Annotated in this window: 16 protein-coding genes and 1 pseudogene; 14 read left to right on the forward strand and 3 right to left on the reverse strand. The window is 59.3% G+C overall.

The window, feature by feature from the left end; all coding sequences use genetic code 11:
* A pseudogene (locus tag Q0O19_RS10990) lies at positions 1–101 on the reverse strand (superoxide dismutase [Fe]); the annotation flags it as partial.
* A gap of 94 nt (positions 102–195) precedes the next feature.
* Complete coding sequence (xseA, locus tag Q0O19_RS10995; RefSeq protein ID WP_295522929.1) at positions 196–1,551, reverse strand: exodeoxyribonuclease VII large subunit; 1,356 nt, start codon at positions 1,549–1,551, stop codon at positions 196–198.
* A gap of 349 nt (positions 1,552–1,900) precedes the next feature.
* Here xseA and Q0O19_RS11000 point away from each other — a divergent pair, with 349 nt between their 5' ends.
* From Q0O19_RS11000 to adk, 6 genes are all read left to right on the forward strand, one after another.
* Positions 1,901–2,518 carry a MotA/TolQ/ExbB proton channel family protein gene (locus tag Q0O19_RS11000; protein WP_295522956.1) on the forward strand — a complete coding sequence of 206 codons (618 nt, stop codon included), beginning with the start codon at positions 1,901–1,903 and terminating at the stop codon, positions 2,516–2,518.
* 9 nt (positions 2,519–2,527) lie between these two features.
* Positions 2,528–2,950 carry a biopolymer transporter ExbD gene (locus Q0O19_RS11005; protein WP_295522931.1) on the forward strand — a complete coding sequence of 141 codons (423 nt, stop codon included), beginning with the start codon at positions 2,528–2,530 and terminating at the stop codon, positions 2,948–2,950.
* A gap of 4 nt (positions 2,951–2,954) precedes the next feature.
* On the forward strand, positions 2,955–3,980 hold the full coding sequence (lpxK, locus tag Q0O19_RS11010) for a tetraacyldisaccharide 4'-kinase (RefSeq protein ID WP_295522932.1): 1,026 nt from the start codon (positions 2,955–2,957) through the stop codon (positions 3,978–3,980).
* A gap of 36 nt (positions 3,981–4,016) precedes the next feature.
* Positions 4,017–4,223: a Trm112 family protein gene (locus Q0O19_RS11015; protein ID WP_295522934.1), complete on the forward strand. Its 207-nt coding sequence runs from the start codon at positions 4,017–4,019 to the stop codon at positions 4,221–4,223.
* A gap of 9 nt (positions 4,224–4,232) precedes the next feature.
* A complete protein-coding gene (gene kdsB, locus Q0O19_RS11020; RefSeq protein ID WP_295522936.1) occupies positions 4,233–5,009 on the forward strand; it encodes a 3-deoxy-manno-octulosonate cytidylyltransferase in 777 nt (258 codons plus the stop codon).
* A gap of 120 nt (positions 5,010–5,129) precedes the next feature.
* The gene (gene adk, locus Q0O19_RS11025; RefSeq protein WP_295522938.1) at positions 5,130–5,786 is read left to right on the forward strand and encodes an adenylate kinase; all 657 of its coding nucleotides are present in this window, start codon (positions 5,130–5,132) and stop codon (positions 5,784–5,786) included.
* Between the two features lie 97 nt (positions 5,787–5,883).
* On the opposite strand, the gene Q0O19_RS11030 is transcribed toward adk, so the two are convergent.
* A complete protein-coding gene (locus Q0O19_RS11030; RefSeq protein ID WP_366939070.1) occupies positions 5,884–6,843 on the reverse strand; it encodes an asparaginase in 960 nt (319 codons plus the stop codon).
* Positions 6,844–6,923: 80 nt separating this feature from the next.
* Here Q0O19_RS11030 and lexA point away from each other — a divergent pair, with 80 nt between their 5' ends.
* The 8 genes from lexA to Q0O19_RS11070 all read left to right on the forward strand — a co-directional run.
* Positions 6,924–7,595: a transcriptional repressor LexA gene (gene lexA, locus Q0O19_RS11035; RefSeq protein WP_295522941.1), complete on the forward strand. Its 672-nt coding sequence runs from the start codon at positions 6,924–6,926 to the stop codon at positions 7,593–7,595.
* A gap of 119 nt (positions 7,596–7,714) precedes the next feature.
* A complete protein-coding gene (locus Q0O19_RS11040; RefSeq protein ID WP_295522943.1) occupies positions 7,715–8,056 on the forward strand; it encodes a hypothetical protein in 342 nt (113 codons plus the stop codon).
* Between the two features lie 57 nt (positions 8,057–8,113).
* Positions 8,114–9,121, forward strand: a complete 1,008-nt coding sequence (locus Q0O19_RS11045; protein WP_295522945.1) for a D-2-hydroxyacid dehydrogenase family protein — start codon at positions 8,114–8,116, stop codon at positions 9,119–9,121.
* 42 nt (positions 9,122–9,163) lie between these two features.
* Complete coding sequence (locus tag Q0O19_RS11050; protein ID WP_295522947.1) at positions 9,164–10,684, forward strand: 3-hydroxyacyl-CoA dehydrogenase; 1,521 nt, start codon at positions 9,164–9,166, stop codon at positions 10,682–10,684.
* Positions 10,685–10,686: 2 nt separating this feature from the next.
* Entirely contained in the window at positions 10,687–11,466 is a 780-nt protein-coding gene (locus Q0O19_RS11055) for an oxepin-CoA hydrolase, alternative type (protein WP_295522949.1), read from the forward strand.
* A gap of 57 nt (positions 11,467–11,523) precedes the next feature.
* Positions 11,524–12,243, forward strand: a complete 720-nt coding sequence (locus Q0O19_RS11060; RefSeq protein ID WP_295522950.1) for a Crp/Fnr family transcriptional regulator — start codon at positions 11,524–11,526, stop codon at positions 12,241–12,243.
* 57 nt (positions 12,244–12,300) lie between these two features.
* Positions 12,301–13,386: a phosphotransferase gene (locus Q0O19_RS11065; protein ID WP_295522953.1), complete on the forward strand. Its 1,086-nt coding sequence runs from the start codon at positions 12,301–12,303 to the stop codon at positions 13,384–13,386.
* Positions 13,387–13,421: 35 nt separating this feature from the next.
* On the forward strand, positions 13,422–14,644 hold a 1,223-nt coding region (locus tag Q0O19_RS11070; protein WP_295522954.1), incomplete at its 3' end, for an acyl-CoA dehydrogenase family protein.

A 14,644-nucleotide genomic window follows, 5' to 3' on the forward strand; every position in this document is an offset into this window, starting at 1 on the left:
GCGTTGTGGTGCTTGCCGTGGTGAAACTCCAGGGTTTCTTGGCTGTAATGAGGTGCCAAAGCATCGATTGCGTAAGGCAGTGCGGGCAAGGTGTGTTCCATGAGGGTGTCCTTTGGTGGTTACGGGAAAAGCTCAACGGGTGCATTTTAGGGGCAGCGTGATCGCCCTTGGGTGCTGCAGGTCACTGGAGCCCCTTCAAAGCGAGACCGTCAATGGCAACACACCGTCAGACAGGGTCGCCTGAACGCTCTGCCCCGGTTGAAACTGCCCAACATGGGTCAAAGCCTGGCCTTTGTCGTCGCTCAGCCATGCATAACCACGCTCCAGCACCCGGTGCGGATCCAGAGACGACAAACGCAAAGTGGCGCGCTCGAGCCGCTGGATATGGTTTTGCACCTGCTGGCCTCGGCCGAAACCCAAACGGTCATTCAGGCGTTCCAATTGATGGCCTTTGTCTGTCAAATCGTTTTGCACACCCGCTTGCAAACGGTGCCCCAGTTGGTCCAACCACTGCCGGTGCTGGCTTAACAAAGCTTGCGGACGGCTCAACCGGAAAGCCACGGCGCTCAGGCGCTGCACTTGGCGGTCTTGTTGACGGACCAATCCCACACCCCAACGGGCGGCCACGCTGTCCAAGCGCTGAGCTTGCCGGTCTTGCTGGCGCAACAGGCCACGACTCAAACGGTGCGCCAGCACCGACAAAGCCTCCAAGCCAACGCCCCGGTCGGTCGCGGCCATCTCCGCCGCCGCGGTGGGGGTTGGCGCGCGCACATCGGCCACAAAATCGGCGATGGTGAAATCGGTTTCGTGGCCCACACCACTGATCAAGGGTACCGGGCTTTGGGCCATCACACGGGCCAGGTTTTCGTCGTTGAAGGACCACAAGTCATCGATGGATCCGCCACCTCGCACCAGCAAAATCACATCCACCGGGGGGCTGAAGGGGTTGTCTTCCGCCGTGAATGCATACAACTGCTGCAGGGCTTGGGCCAAAGTGGCGGCTGCAACCTGGCCTTGCACCAGAGCGGGCACCATCAACACTGGAATATGAGGGACGCGCCGCTGCAAGGCGGTCACGACGTCGTGCCAGGCGGCTGCGCCCAAAGACGTCACCACCCCAATGGCGCGGGGCTGGCTGGGCAATGGGCGTTTGTGGGCGGGGTCAAACAAGCCTTCGGCTTCGAGCTTGGCTTTCAGGCGCAAAAACTGCTCAAACATTGCGCCTTGCCCGGCGCGCTCCATGGATTCGACGATCAACTGCAAATCGCCCCTGGCCTCGTACACACCCAATCGGCCCCGCAACTCGACCAATTCGCCATCACGCGGCGCAAAGTCCATCAAACTGGCGGCACGCCGGAACATGGCACAGCGGATTTGACCTGTATCGTCCTTGATCGAAAAATAACAATGCCCGCTGGCCGCTCGCGAAAAGCCCGACACCTCACCGCGCACCGTGACCGGATTGAATTGCGCATCCAGCGTATCGGCCATGGCGCGGCACAGCGCAGAAACTGTCCAAGCGCGGGGCTTCAAATCGTCATTGGGCATCATGGTCTTGAGGTTTCATCAGCGTTTGAGCAAGGTTTCATGCGCACAACCCGTGACCGTTCAGGGCAAGTACTCCACAATCCACGTACTGAGGGGCTTGACGCGGATGCAGGCAGAACAATACATCAGACGCCTCGCAAACTGTTGATTTTATTGGTTTTTTTAAAATAATCGTTAAAAAAATAGGAAATTCATCAATACCTGGGTATGCGAAACGACAACAAAAACGAAGTTTTCCACAAAGTTATCCACAGAAATGGCGTTCGCCTCGCCAGATTCCGAGTTCCGAAAGTGGCCAGCCCTTGGCCGATAATCGGGCACGTTCATGATCGAAAAACTGGAAGGTGTTTTCTTGCTGTCCATCATACAAGCCGCAGGCTGGCCCATCTGGCCATTGATCCTGTGTTCCATTCTGGCGCTGGCTTTGATCTTGGAGCGTTTCGTTCAGTTGCAAGACGCCAAAGTCATGCCCCCCCACATCCTCGCCCAAACCATCGAGGCGACCCAACGCGGCGTCCCCTTGCAGGACATGGTTCAGACACTCGACCAAGCCGGTGCCATGGGCCCGGTGCTGGCCAGCGGTCTGCGTTGTGTGGCGGACAACCCCAAAGTTTCCGCTGAAGACATCCAGGCCAGCATGCAAATGGCGGGGCGATTGGCGGCACAAGGCTTGGAGCGCTTCTTGCCCGCCCTGGCCACCATCGCATCGGCTGCACCCTTGTTGGGCTTGTTGGGCACAGTGGTGGGCATGATCGACATTTTTGGCGCCCACACAGCCGCCAACAACCAGCCCGCCTTGCTCGCGCAAGGCATTTCCGTGGCGCTTTACAACACCGCTTTTGGCTTGGTCGTGGCCATCCCTTCCTTGATGTTCTGGCGCTACTTTCGCGCCGTGGTGGACCGCCAAGTGCTGGCCATGGAAGTCGCTGCAGAAACTTTCGCCCGCCACCTGATCCGCATGCGCGGATAAAGGCCAACCGTGAACTTCAAACCCCGGCCCTTGTCCCCCGAACCCGAGATCAACCTGATCCCGTTCATCGACGTGCTCCTGGTGGTAATGATTTTTTTGATGCTGACCACCACTTGGTCACGGTTGACAGAAATCCAACTGAATTTGCCCGTGGCCGATGTTGCAGCCAGCAGCCAAAAGCCACGCCAAATCGTCTTGACGATCAGCGCTCAAGGCCAATACGCCATCAACAAATCGCCTGTCGCTGCGCGTTCGGTCGGTGCTTTGGTCGCCGTTCTGACCCCGTTGGCCCAAGCAGACACCCTTTTGGTCATCAGCGCCGACGCTGCAGCCACGCACCAAAGCGTCATCCACGCGATGGAGGCAGCACGGCAAAGTGGCTTGTCCAAAATCAGCTTTGCGGCCCAGTCGGCCGAGGTTCCTGGCTCTTGAAGGCATGGGCTGGTCTGCCTTTTTTCATCGGCATTTGCCCCGTGTTTGGCTGCATCGGGGACCGTTCGCTTGCGCTTTGCTCCCGGTGTCGGTTGTTTATGGCGCACTCATCTCACTGCGGCGCGTGGCTTTCGCCACGGGGCTCTTCAAAAGCCAGCGGGTACCGGCCTTGGTCATCGTGGTGGGCAATGTGGTGGCTGGAGGTGCTGGCAAAACCCCCGTGACCATCGCCATGGTCCGGCACTTGAAGGCCCAAGGCTTTCAAGTCGGCGTGGTCTCACGCGGCCATGGTCGCCACACGCAAGGCACCCTCGCTGTCGCCCACAACAGCCGCCCCTTGGAGGTGGGCGATGAGCCCTTGCTGATCCATCAAGCCACGGGCGTGCCGGTGTGGGTGGCCAAATCCAGGGCCGATGCCGCCCTGGGCTTGCTGCAAGCGAACCCCCAAGTGCAAATTTTGATCTGCGACGATGGCCTGCAGCATCTGGCCTTGACCCGGGACATCGAGATTTGCGTGATGGATGAACGCGGTGTCGGCAATGGTTGGTTGTTGCCTGCGGGCCCCTTGCGAGAGGCCTGGCCTCGCCCGATCGATGGTGTGCTGCACACCGGGCCCTCCATTTCAGGGGAACGGCCCGACGGGGAGTACGGGGCGCCAAGACAATTGGCAGACCACGCCTTGACCTCACAAGGCCAGCGCGTTGCACTGAGCAGTTTGTCGCACCGCCCTGTGCACGCGGTGGCTGGACTGGCACGGCCAGAGTCGTTTTTCGAGATGCTGCGCCAAGCAGGCCTTCAACTGGCCAGCACCACCGCCTTGCCCGACCACCACGATTACACCGACTGGTCAGCCGGTGCAGACCGCACTTGGCTGTGCACCGAAAAAGACGCGGCCAAGCTTTGGACTCACGAACCGAACGCACTCGCTGTGCCTTTGGTGATCACACCCGATCCTGCTTTCTGGGCCGCGCTGGACCAGCGCATCCGCCACCTGCTGGCGCACCCCAACAGCCAAACCAAGCCGCGTTGATCCGCGCCACGGACTTAAGGTCGTTATCATTGCCGGATGGACAATAAATTGCTTGAATTGCTGGTCTGCCCAGTCACCAAAGGCCCCCTCAACTTTGATCGGGAACGCCAAGAACTCCTGTCGCGCAGTGCCCGATTGGCCTACCCCGTGCGCAACGGCATTCCAATCTTGTTGGAAAACGAGGCGCGCACCCTTTCCGACGAAGAAATCGAGGCCCTCGCCGCCCTTCGCCCGGCTTTGTAAAGCCTGCCCATGACCGAATCCACCCCACCTTTGGGCTTCACCGTGGTCATTCCGGCACGCATGGCCTCCAGCCGTTTGCCCGACAAGCCCTTGGCCGACATCGCCGGGCTGCCCATGGTGGTGCGGGTGGCGCAACGGGCTTTGCAGTCCCAAGCCCGCCAAGTGGTGGTGGCGGCCGACGATCTGCGCATCGTGAAAGCCTGCCAGTCGCATGGCATCGAGGTCCTCTTGACCCGCACAGGCCACGTCAGTGGCAGTGACCGGCTGGCCGAAGCCTGTCAAAGACTTGGCCTGTCCGAGGATGCCGTGGTGGTCAATGTGCAAGGCGACGAGCCCCTGATCCAGCCTGAGTTGATCAACGCAGTGGCCCGTCTCCTGATCGAGCGCCCTGAGGCCAGCATGAGTACAGCGGCCCACGCCATCGGCTCGCTGAGCGAGTTCACCAACCCCAACGTCGTCAAGGTGGTGATGGATGCCCGCCAGTTGGCGCTTTACTTCAGCCGTGCGCCGATCGCTTGGTGGCGAGATGGGCAAACCGGCACGGGTTTCAAGGCCCTGCCCGACCCTGCCCCGCTTCGGCACATTGGCATTTATGGCTACCGAGCCGGTTTTTTGGCCCTGTTCCCGCAGTTGCCCCCTTCGCCTCTTGAAACCATGGAGTCGCTCGAACAACTGCGCGCTTTGTGGCATGGGCACCGCATTGCGGTGCATGTCACCTCCGAGGCTCCCGGTCCTGGCGTAGACACTCCCGAAGATTTGGCTCGCGTACGCCAACTTTTGACCTGAAAACAGGGGTTTACACCGTAAGCCAGGTTTGGGGAGGGCGTGATATTCTCAAAAGCAATTCAGCGCTTGTGCTGCGGGCCTGGCCATCTGATACGACTTCTAACGATAAGGACCTTCCCCATGAGACTGATTCTGTTAGGCGCACCTGGCGCCGGCAAAGGCACCCAAGCAACCTTCATTTGCCAGAAATACAGCATCCCCCAAATCTCTACTGGCGACATGTTGCGTGCCGCCGTCAAAGCAGGCACGCCGTTGGGCCTGGAGGCCAAAGCTGTGATGGAGTCAGGCGGCTTGGTCGGTGACGACTTGATCATCAACCTCGTGAAAGAGCGCATTGCCCAGCCCGACTGTGCCAATGGTTTTTTGTTTGACGGCTTCCCCCGCACCATCCCTCAGGCCGATGCCATGAAGGCAGCGGGTGTCAAGCTCGACTACGTGCTCGAAATCGACGTCCCCTTTGACGCCATCATTGAACGTATGAGCGGCCGCCGTTCACACCCCGCTTCGGGCCGCACTTACCATGTCAAGTTCAACCCCCCAAAAGTGGAGGGCGTTGACGACGTGACCGGTGAACCTTTGGTGCAACGTGCCGATGACCAAGAAGAAACCGTCAAAAAGCGTCTGGATGTTTACAGCGCACAAACCCGTCCTTTGGTGGACTACTACTCGGGTTGGGCCCAGACCGATGCCGCAGCGGCCCCTCAATACCGCGCCATCAGCGGGACGGGCTCTGTGGAAGACATCACAGCGCGTGCGTTTGCCGCATTGGCTGGCTGATTTTTTTCCAGACCGAAGAAATGACGAAGCCCCGCATGCGGGGCTTTTTCTTTGTCCTTCACCAGCTTTGCCGCTTTGGGCTCACGGTGTTGCGGACTTACCCGAGCAATTCGAGCATCAAACTGATCCGCGCCTTGAATGCGTTCAAACCGCGAGGTGCGGTCTGGAATGACGCCGTCTCTCCCACAATTTGTCCCTCCGCACAGCGCGTGACCAAGCGCACGGCCACACCCTGATCTTGCGCTTTGGCCAAGGCCGTCTGCACATCTTGGTGCAAAGTGCCATTGCCTGTGCCAGCCACGACCAAGCCTTTCACACCCGCAGACACCCAAGCGCTCACCTGGCGGGCGTCGGCACCGGCATGGCTGTGCATCACCGCCACCCAAGGCCATTCAGCAACGCTCACGGTCAAGGCGCAGCTTGTGCGGGTGTGCACCGCAGGCCCAGGCGCTGTGCCCCGCCATCTCACAGTACCCTGCTCGACAAAGCCTAGGGGGCCCGATTCGCCCGAGCTGAAAGCGTCCAGACGGTAGGGATGAACTTTTTGCACCTCCAGGGCGCTGTGAATCCGCCCAGCACAAACCGCCAAGACGCCCCGTGACATGGCGTCGCAAGCGACCGCCATGGCGTCCATGAGATTTTGTGGCCCATCGGGTGCCAATGCCGTCGCCGGGCGCATGGCACAAGTGAGCACCACCGGCTTGTGGCTATCGAGAACCCGATGCAAAAACCAAGCGGATTCTTCCAGAGTATCGGTGCCATGGGTGATGACGATGGCGTCCACCTCCGCTTGCGACAGCCAATGCACACAGCGCTGCGCGAGCACCTGCCAAGTGGCGTGCCCCATGTCTTTGCTGTCCAGCTGCGCCAGTTGTTCACAAACCAGTTCATGGCCCTGCAAGCTGTCTTGAAGTCCTGGCATGGCGTCCAACAGGTGTTGGACGCTGAGCTGACCGGCGGTGTAAGCGGTGTGATCAAGCGCACTGCTGCCCGTGCCGGCGATGGTGCCGCCTGTGCCCAAAACCACGACTTTTTGAATTTTTTTTGCGTTAAACACTTGCACAGCCTCAAAAACTGGTTAAAAATACAGTCACTGGATGAAAAAACAGCCCCTGCAGTCCTCACAAGGAAATCGCCATGACCGACAGCCCCAAACTCACCGCCAGGCAGCAAGAAATTCTGGAACTCATCCAGAACACCATCGCCAACACCGGTGCGCCTCCAACGCGGGCAGAGATCGCCAGCGTGCTGGGATTCAAATCGGCCAATGCGGCAGAAGAGCACCTCAAAGCCTTGGCGCGCAAAGGGGCCATCGAATTGGTCAGCGGTACATCGCGTGGCATTCGCCTCAAAGGCAGCCACCGCAGCAGCTTTCGCGCACCTTCTGACCTTTTTAGCCTCACCCTGCCCGGCCTGGGCCAACTGAGTTTGCCACTGGTGGGTCGTGTGGCAGCAGGCTCACCCATTTTGGCGCAAGAGCATGTTGACCGGACTTACCAAATCGAAAGCAGCTTGTTCAGCGAACAGCCTGATTACCTTTTGCGCGTTCGCGGCATGTCCATGCGTGACGCCGGCATCATGGACGGTGACCTGCTGGCCGTCAAATCCACCAAAGACGTGCGCAACGGACAAATCGTGGTAGCCCGCTTAGGTGATGACGTCACCGTCAAACGGCTGCGCAAAACGGCCAGCGGCATCGAGCTTTTACCGGAAAACCCCGATTACCCAACCATCGTGGTCAACCCCGAAGAGCCTTTCGACATCGAAGGTTTGGCTGTGGGCTTGATCCGCAACACCTTACTCATGTAGCCATCTGCTTGTTACGCCAGGTGGCGGGCGCAGGCGGAATGGTTCCGCCAGCCCTGGTGCAACAAGCTTTCTTTGCAATCCTGCCTGTGTCCAACCTCCATGCTTTTGAAAGGTTTCACATGGGAATCGCTCTGCTTGCTTTTTCAGGTCTGTTTCAAGGCCTCGCCAATTTGTCGCGTCCTGCGCCCATCGTTGCCAAAGTCCCGCGTGCCGACGCCGCTTTGCGTCAGGTTTGGACCACACGCCGCCCGGTTTGTGCGCCGTCTGGGCTGAAATCGAGCCCTGCGCCTCATCGGGTTCTTGCCGCACCCTCTGCCTCGGCCCTGCGGGTGCTCCGCGTCACTGAAAGTGACCAACGCGTCAAAGGTGCGGGTCGGATGGTGATTTCGGGACGCATGGCCGATGTGTGCGCCGAACTGGACCGCTTGGCGGCCATCGAGGCATCGCAGGCACGCTTTTGAACTGAAAAGCACACGCAGCGGCCGAATCGGGCCACCTCGTCAAGGCACAATGGAGGGATGAACATTGTGATCCTTGATGACTACCAAGATGTGGTCCGCAAACTCGACTGCGCTGCGAAACTCGAAAGTTTCTCAGCCAAGGTGTACACCAACACGGTCAAAGGCATGGGGCAACTGACGGTTCGGCTCAAAGATGCCGACGTCATTGTTCTGATCCGCGAACGCACCCAGTTGACACGCGCCGTGATCGAAAAACTGCCCCGCTTGAAGCTGATTGCCCAAACGGGCCGATTGGGCGGGCACGTCGACTTGGCCGCTTGCACCGAGCGTGGTGTCGCCGTGGCCGAAGGCGTGGGTTCACCCATTGCACCGGCTGAACTCACTTGGGCCTTGATCATGGCTGCCACAAGGCGTTTGCCCCAGTACATTGGCAACCTCAAGCACGGTGCTTGGCAACAATCGGGGCTCAAATCAAGCTCCATGCCCACCAATTTCGGATTGGGCACAGTCCTCAAAGGACGCACACTGGGCATTTGGGGCTATGGAAAAATCGGCCAATTGGTGGCCGGCTATGGCAAAGCCTTCGGCATGGAGGTGATGGTCTGGGGCAGCGATGAATCGCGCAACAAGGCCATACGCGACGGCTACCAGGCAGCCAGCAATCGGGCGGCCTTCTTTCAAGAAGCCGATGTGCTGTCCATGCACTTGCGCTTGAATGAAGCCACTCAAGGCATTGTGAGCAGCGAAGACCTGGGCAGAATGAAGCCATCATCGCTGTTTGTGAACACCTCAAGGGCTGAGCTGATTGAGCCCAATGCATTGATCGGCGGGCTGAACCGAGGCCGCCCTGGCTTGGCTGCAGTCGACGTGTTCGAGTCTGAACCCATTTTGCAAGGTTCAGCCCTGCTCCGGCTGGAAAACTGCATTTGCACACCGCACATTGGCTACGTGGAAAAAGACAACTACGAGCTGTATTTCGGAGCTGCTTTTGACAATGTAGTCAATTACATCAAGGGCACACCCACCAACATCGTGAACCCCGGCGCCTTGCAAGTTCGCCGTTGAGGGCCAAGCGCCATTCGTTTCCACTTCATTTCTGATTCAAAAATGACGCTCGCATTCTCCAAAGTCGCCATCATTGGCGCAGGCGCTATGGGCCGTGGCATCGCCCAAATTGCAGTCCAAGCCGGCAGCCAAGTCTCGCTTTACGACACACAACCCGAAGCCGTTGCCAAAGCCCGTGAAGCGGTGTTCCAGCAATGGGGCAAAATGCAAGACAAAGGCCGCCTGAGTGCCGAAGCGGTGGCAGTTTACAAAAGCCACTTGCTGGCCGCCAGCAGCCTGCAGGATTTGGCGGCGTGCGAATTGGTTGTGGAAGCCATCGTTGAAAAGCTTGACATCAAAAAAAGCCTGTTCACCGAACTCGAAAAAGTATTGTCTGCCAGCGCCGTGTTGGTGACCAACACCTCTTCGCTGTCGGTCACAGCCATCGCTGCCGCGCTGCAGCGACCCGCGCAGTTTGCGGGTTACCACTTCTTCAACCCCGTACCGCTCATGAAAGTGGTCGAGGTGATCGCAGGCCTCAAAACCGATCCCGCCGTTTGCCAACGCCTGACAGCCTTTGCAAGCCAGATGGGGCACACCCCTGTGCAGGCCCAAGACACACCGGGCTTCATCGTCAACCATGCCGGGCGTGGTTACGGCACTGAAGCTTTGCGCATCGTGAGCGAAGGCGTCGCCGATTTCGCCACCATCGACCGCATTTTGCGGGACCAAGTGGGATTCAAGTTGGGCCCCTTCGAGTTGTTCGATTTGACCGCGCTCGATGTCTCACACCCTGTGATCGAATCGATCTATCACCAGTATTACGAAGAGCCGCGCTACCGGCCCAACGTGATCACCTCCCAACGCTTGGCCGCAGGCGTGGTCGGTAAAAAAGTCGGCGAAGGTTTTTACAACTATGTGGACGGCGCAGCGCAAGTGCCGGCCGAACCACCTGTCCCCGCAGCCGAGAACATGCCACCTGTGTGGGTCTCTCCTCGGGCTGCGCGCCGCATGGAATTGCTGCAGATCCTGAAAAATTTGGGGGCCACAATTGAAACAGGGGCCTCGCCCTCGCCGCAAGCACTCACGATCGTCGCCCCATTGGGGTTTGACATCACCACCGTGGCGGTGGTCGAGCGCTTGGACCCCGCCAGGACTGTCGGCATCGACATGCTGTTTGAGGACGGTGCCACCAAGCGTCGCGTGTTGGCCACCAACCCGGCCACCCGCGCAGACATGCGCGATGCGGCCCACGCCTTGTTTTCGCGCGACGGTAAAGCCGTATCGGTCATCCGTGACAGTGGCGGCTTTGTCACGCAGCGCGTGGTGGCCACCATCGTGAACATCGCCTCTGACATGTGCCAACAGCGCATCTGCAGCCCGCAAGATTTGGAAACAGCCGTCACGCTCGGCCTGGCATATCCCATGGGACCACTGGCCATGGGCAACCGCTTGGGGCCTGACAGCATCCTGGAAGTGTTGTTCAACTTGCAAAAGGTTTATGGTGACCCGCGTTATCGCCCCAGCCCCTGGTTGCGCCGACGAGGCGCCATCGGTTTGTCTTTGATGCACACCGAAGACTAACCATGACCGCCCAACTGCTCAGCACCAGCGAAGGCCAGACCCTGGTCCTGACCCTCAGCAACCCGGAGTTTCGCAACGCCCTTGGCCCAGAGATGTATGCCGCAGGCGTCGAAGCGCTGAGCGTGGCCGAGTCCAGTGCCGACGTGCGCAGTGTGGTGATCACCGGGGCCAACGGCATTTTCAGTGCGGGCGGCAATTTACAACGCTTGCAAAACAACCGCCAACGCCCACCCGAGGACCAAGCGCAAAGCATCGAAGGCTTGCACAACTGGATCGAAGCCATACGCACTTTTCCCAAGCCAGTGATTGCCGCCGTAGAAGGTCCAGCCGCTGGCGCTGGTTTTTCTCTGGCGCTGGCTTGCGACATGATCGTGGCCGCACGCAACAGCGTGTTCGTGATGGCCTACAGTGGGATTGGCCTGTCGCCCGATGGCGGGGGCAGTTGGAGCCTGTCGCGCGTTGTGCCGCGCCAATTGGCCACGGAACTGCTCATGTGCGGCGAGCGCGTCGGTGCCGAACGTTTGCAGCAACTGGGTGTGGTCAACCACCTGGCAGAAGCTGGCCAATCTCTTCGGCAAGCTTTGGACCTGTGTGAACAACTCAATGCACGCGCGCCCAATGCACTGACCAGCATCAAGGAGCTGCTGTCTGATGCGGACGGCAGCAGCTTGAATGCCCAGCTGGCCCGCGAACGGGACCACTTTGTCAAAAACCTGCACCACGCCAACGCAGGCATAGGCATAGCCGCTTTTTTGAACAAGCAAAAACCTCATTACAAATGAACCGTCTGGTCCCCCAGGCGACAAATTTTTGAATACCAGTCACTCAAAGGACAGAGCATGGACGAACCGATTCTGACAATGGAGGAAAGAGAAGCGATCAATGGGGGTCGCTGGTTCTCAAGTCTCTCACCTTCACTTCGTCACGACATACTTCGATGCGCTTACGTCAAACGCCACAAAGACGGGGACATGCTCGCAGCACGCGGCGATCCACCCGAGCAGTGGATCGCCTGTGCGAAAGGCGCAGTGCGTGTGAGCTCCACCTCGGTGTCGGGCAAGCAGATCACGCTGACCTATGTAGAGCCCGGCATCTGGTTTGGCGATGTGTCGATCTTCGATGGGGACCGCCGCACGCACGACTGCTATTCACACGGCGACACCACCACACTCAATGTGGCCAAGGCCGACTTCAAAAAAATTCTGTCTCAACACGTGGAGTTCTACGACGCCATGCTGCGCCTGCATGCACGGCGCATTCGCCAGCTCTACGGCTTGGTGGAAGACCTCAACACCCTGCCGCTGCGTGCGCGTTTGGCCAAACAACTCAACCACTTGTTGCGCAGCTACGGTGTACCCAGTCTGTCGGACGCCAAGGCGATCCGCATCAGTTTGCAACTGGCCCAGGAAGAACTGGCGCAACTCTTGGGCGCATCCCGGCAGCGGGTGAACCAAGAGCTCAAACAAATGGAACGCGAGCAAATCATTCGCATCGAACCGGGTGGCTTGGTGGTGCTGGACCGCGAAGCGTTGCTGCTCATCGTGAACGCGGACCACTGAGCACGACCACACCATCCCGGCTGCATTCAGCGGGCACACACTTTGAACGGGTGAACCATGAGTGCTTTTGACCATTTTGTGGGAACCCGTCCGGTCACTGGCTCCCATGCCTTCGATGTGACGGCGTTGGAAAGCTGGTTGAGCAGTCGACTGCCCGGCTTTGTGGGCCCCTTGAGCGTGGAAATGTTCAAGGGCGGCCAGTCCAACCCCACCTACAAACTCATCACACCTTCACGCCAATACGTGATGCGTGCCAAGCCTGGCCCTGTGGCCAAATTGCTGCCCTCCGCACACGCGATTGAGCGAGAGTTTGCCGTCATGCAAGGCCTGCACGGCACCGATGTACCCGTGGCTCAAATGCATGTGCTGTGCGACGACGAATCGGTCATTGGCCGCGCGTTTTACGTGATGGACTTTGTGCCCGGTCGCGTGCTCTGGGACCAGTCTTTGCCCGACATGAGCTCCACTGAGCGCGGGGCGATTTACGATGAAATGAACCGCGTGTTGGCTGCGCTGCACAAAGTGGATGTGGCTAAACAAGGCTTGTCCAATTACGGCAAACCAGGCAACTACATCGAGCGCCAGATTGGCCGCTGGAGCAAACAATACGCCGCGTCCATTACCCAGCCCATCCCCGAGATGGACCAGCTGATTGAATGGTTGCCCAAAAATATCCCGGACAGCGCCAAAGACGAGTCCTTGGTGGGCATCGTGCACGGCGACTACCGTCTCGACAACCTGATGTTCCATCCTACCGAAGCCCGCGTCATGGCGGTGCTGGATTGGGAGCTCTCCACGCTCGGTCACCCCTTGGCAGACTTCAGCTACCACTGCATGGCTTGGCACATCACGCCGGGCACCTTCCGGGGCATCGGAGGCCTTGATTTCGCGGCCTTGGGTATACCTTCTGAGGCTCAATACATCCGCCGCTACTGCGAGCGCACGGGCTTCACCACGCCAGAGGCTTTGGCCAAAGACTGGAACTTCTACCTCGCCTACAACATGTTCCGCATTGCGGCCATTTTGCAAGGCATTGCCAAACGCGTCGAAGACGGCACAGCTTCCAGCGACCAAGCCAAAAGCTCTGGCGCAGGCGCGCGGCCCATGGCCGAACTGGCCTGGCGCTTTGCCTGTCAAGCCTGATTTCTTTCACACACACAACCACCAGGAGTTAGACCATGGATTTTGAATACACCCCCAAGGTCAAGGAAATGCAAGCGCGCTTGCTGGCTTTCATGGACGAGCACATTTACCCCAATGAGGCTCTCTTTTTCGCCGAAATCGCTGAGAACCGCGCCAAGGGCAATGCCTGGGTTCCCACACAAATCGTCGAAGAGCTCAAGCCCAAAGCCCTGGCGGCAGGCTTATGGAACCTGTTTCTGCCCAAATCCACGCGCGCTCCCCAGGGCCTGTCCAACCTGGAATACGCTCCTTTGTGCGAAATCATGGGCCGGGTGCCTTTTGCCGCTGAAATTTTCAATTGCTCCGCGCCCGATACCGGCAATATGGAAACCTTGGAGCGTTATGCCAGTGAATCGCTCAAGGACGAATGGCTCGAACCGCTGTTGCGCGGCGAAATCCGCTCTGCCTTTTTGATGACCGAGCCCGATGTGGCCTCCTCAGACGCCACCAACATCGAGTGCGAAATCCGACGGGAAGGCAACGAGTACGTGATCAACGGCCGCAAATGGTGGTCGTCCGGCGCGGGTGACCCACGCTGCGCGGTCTACATCGTGATGGGCAAGACCAACCCCGAGGCCGGTCGCCACGAGCAGCAGTCCATGATCGTGGTGCCTGCCAACTCGCCGGGCATCACTGTGGTGCGCGCCCTCTCGGTGTTTGGTTACGACGACGCCCCGCACGGCCACATGGAGGTCGTGCTCAAGAATGTCCGCGTGCCGGCAGAGAACATCTTGCTGGGAGAAGGCCGTGGCTTTGAAATCGCCCAAGGCCGCTTAGGCCCTGGCCGCATCCACCACTGCATGCGCACCATCGGCATCGCCGAGCGTGCCCTGGAACTGATGTGCAAACGATTGAACGAACGCGTGGCCTTTGGCCGTGAAGTGGCCCGCCAGACGGTTTGGCAAGAGCGCATCGCCGAGTCACGCTGCATGATCGAGCAAGCCCGCTTGCTCACGCTCAAGGCCGCCTACATGATGGACACCGTGGGCAACAAAGTGGCCAAGGCCGAGATCGCCATGATCAAGATCGTGGCGCCCAACATGGCCTGCCAGATCATCGACTGGGCCATACAGGCCCACGGCGGTGGCGGCGTGTCGCAAGACTTTCCACTGGCCTATGCCTACGCCCACCAGCGCACCCTGCGCCTGGCCGACGGCCCGGACGAAGTGCACCGCAACTCGCTGGCCAAGCTCGAGTTGGCCAAGCAATTGGCTTTGCC

The organism is Limnohabitans sp. Rim8 (genome assembly GCF_945869175.1).
In the GTDB taxonomy this organism is placed as follows: domain Bacteria; phylum Pseudomonadota; class Gammaproteobacteria; order Burkholderiales; family Burkholderiaceae_C; genus Limnohabitans_A.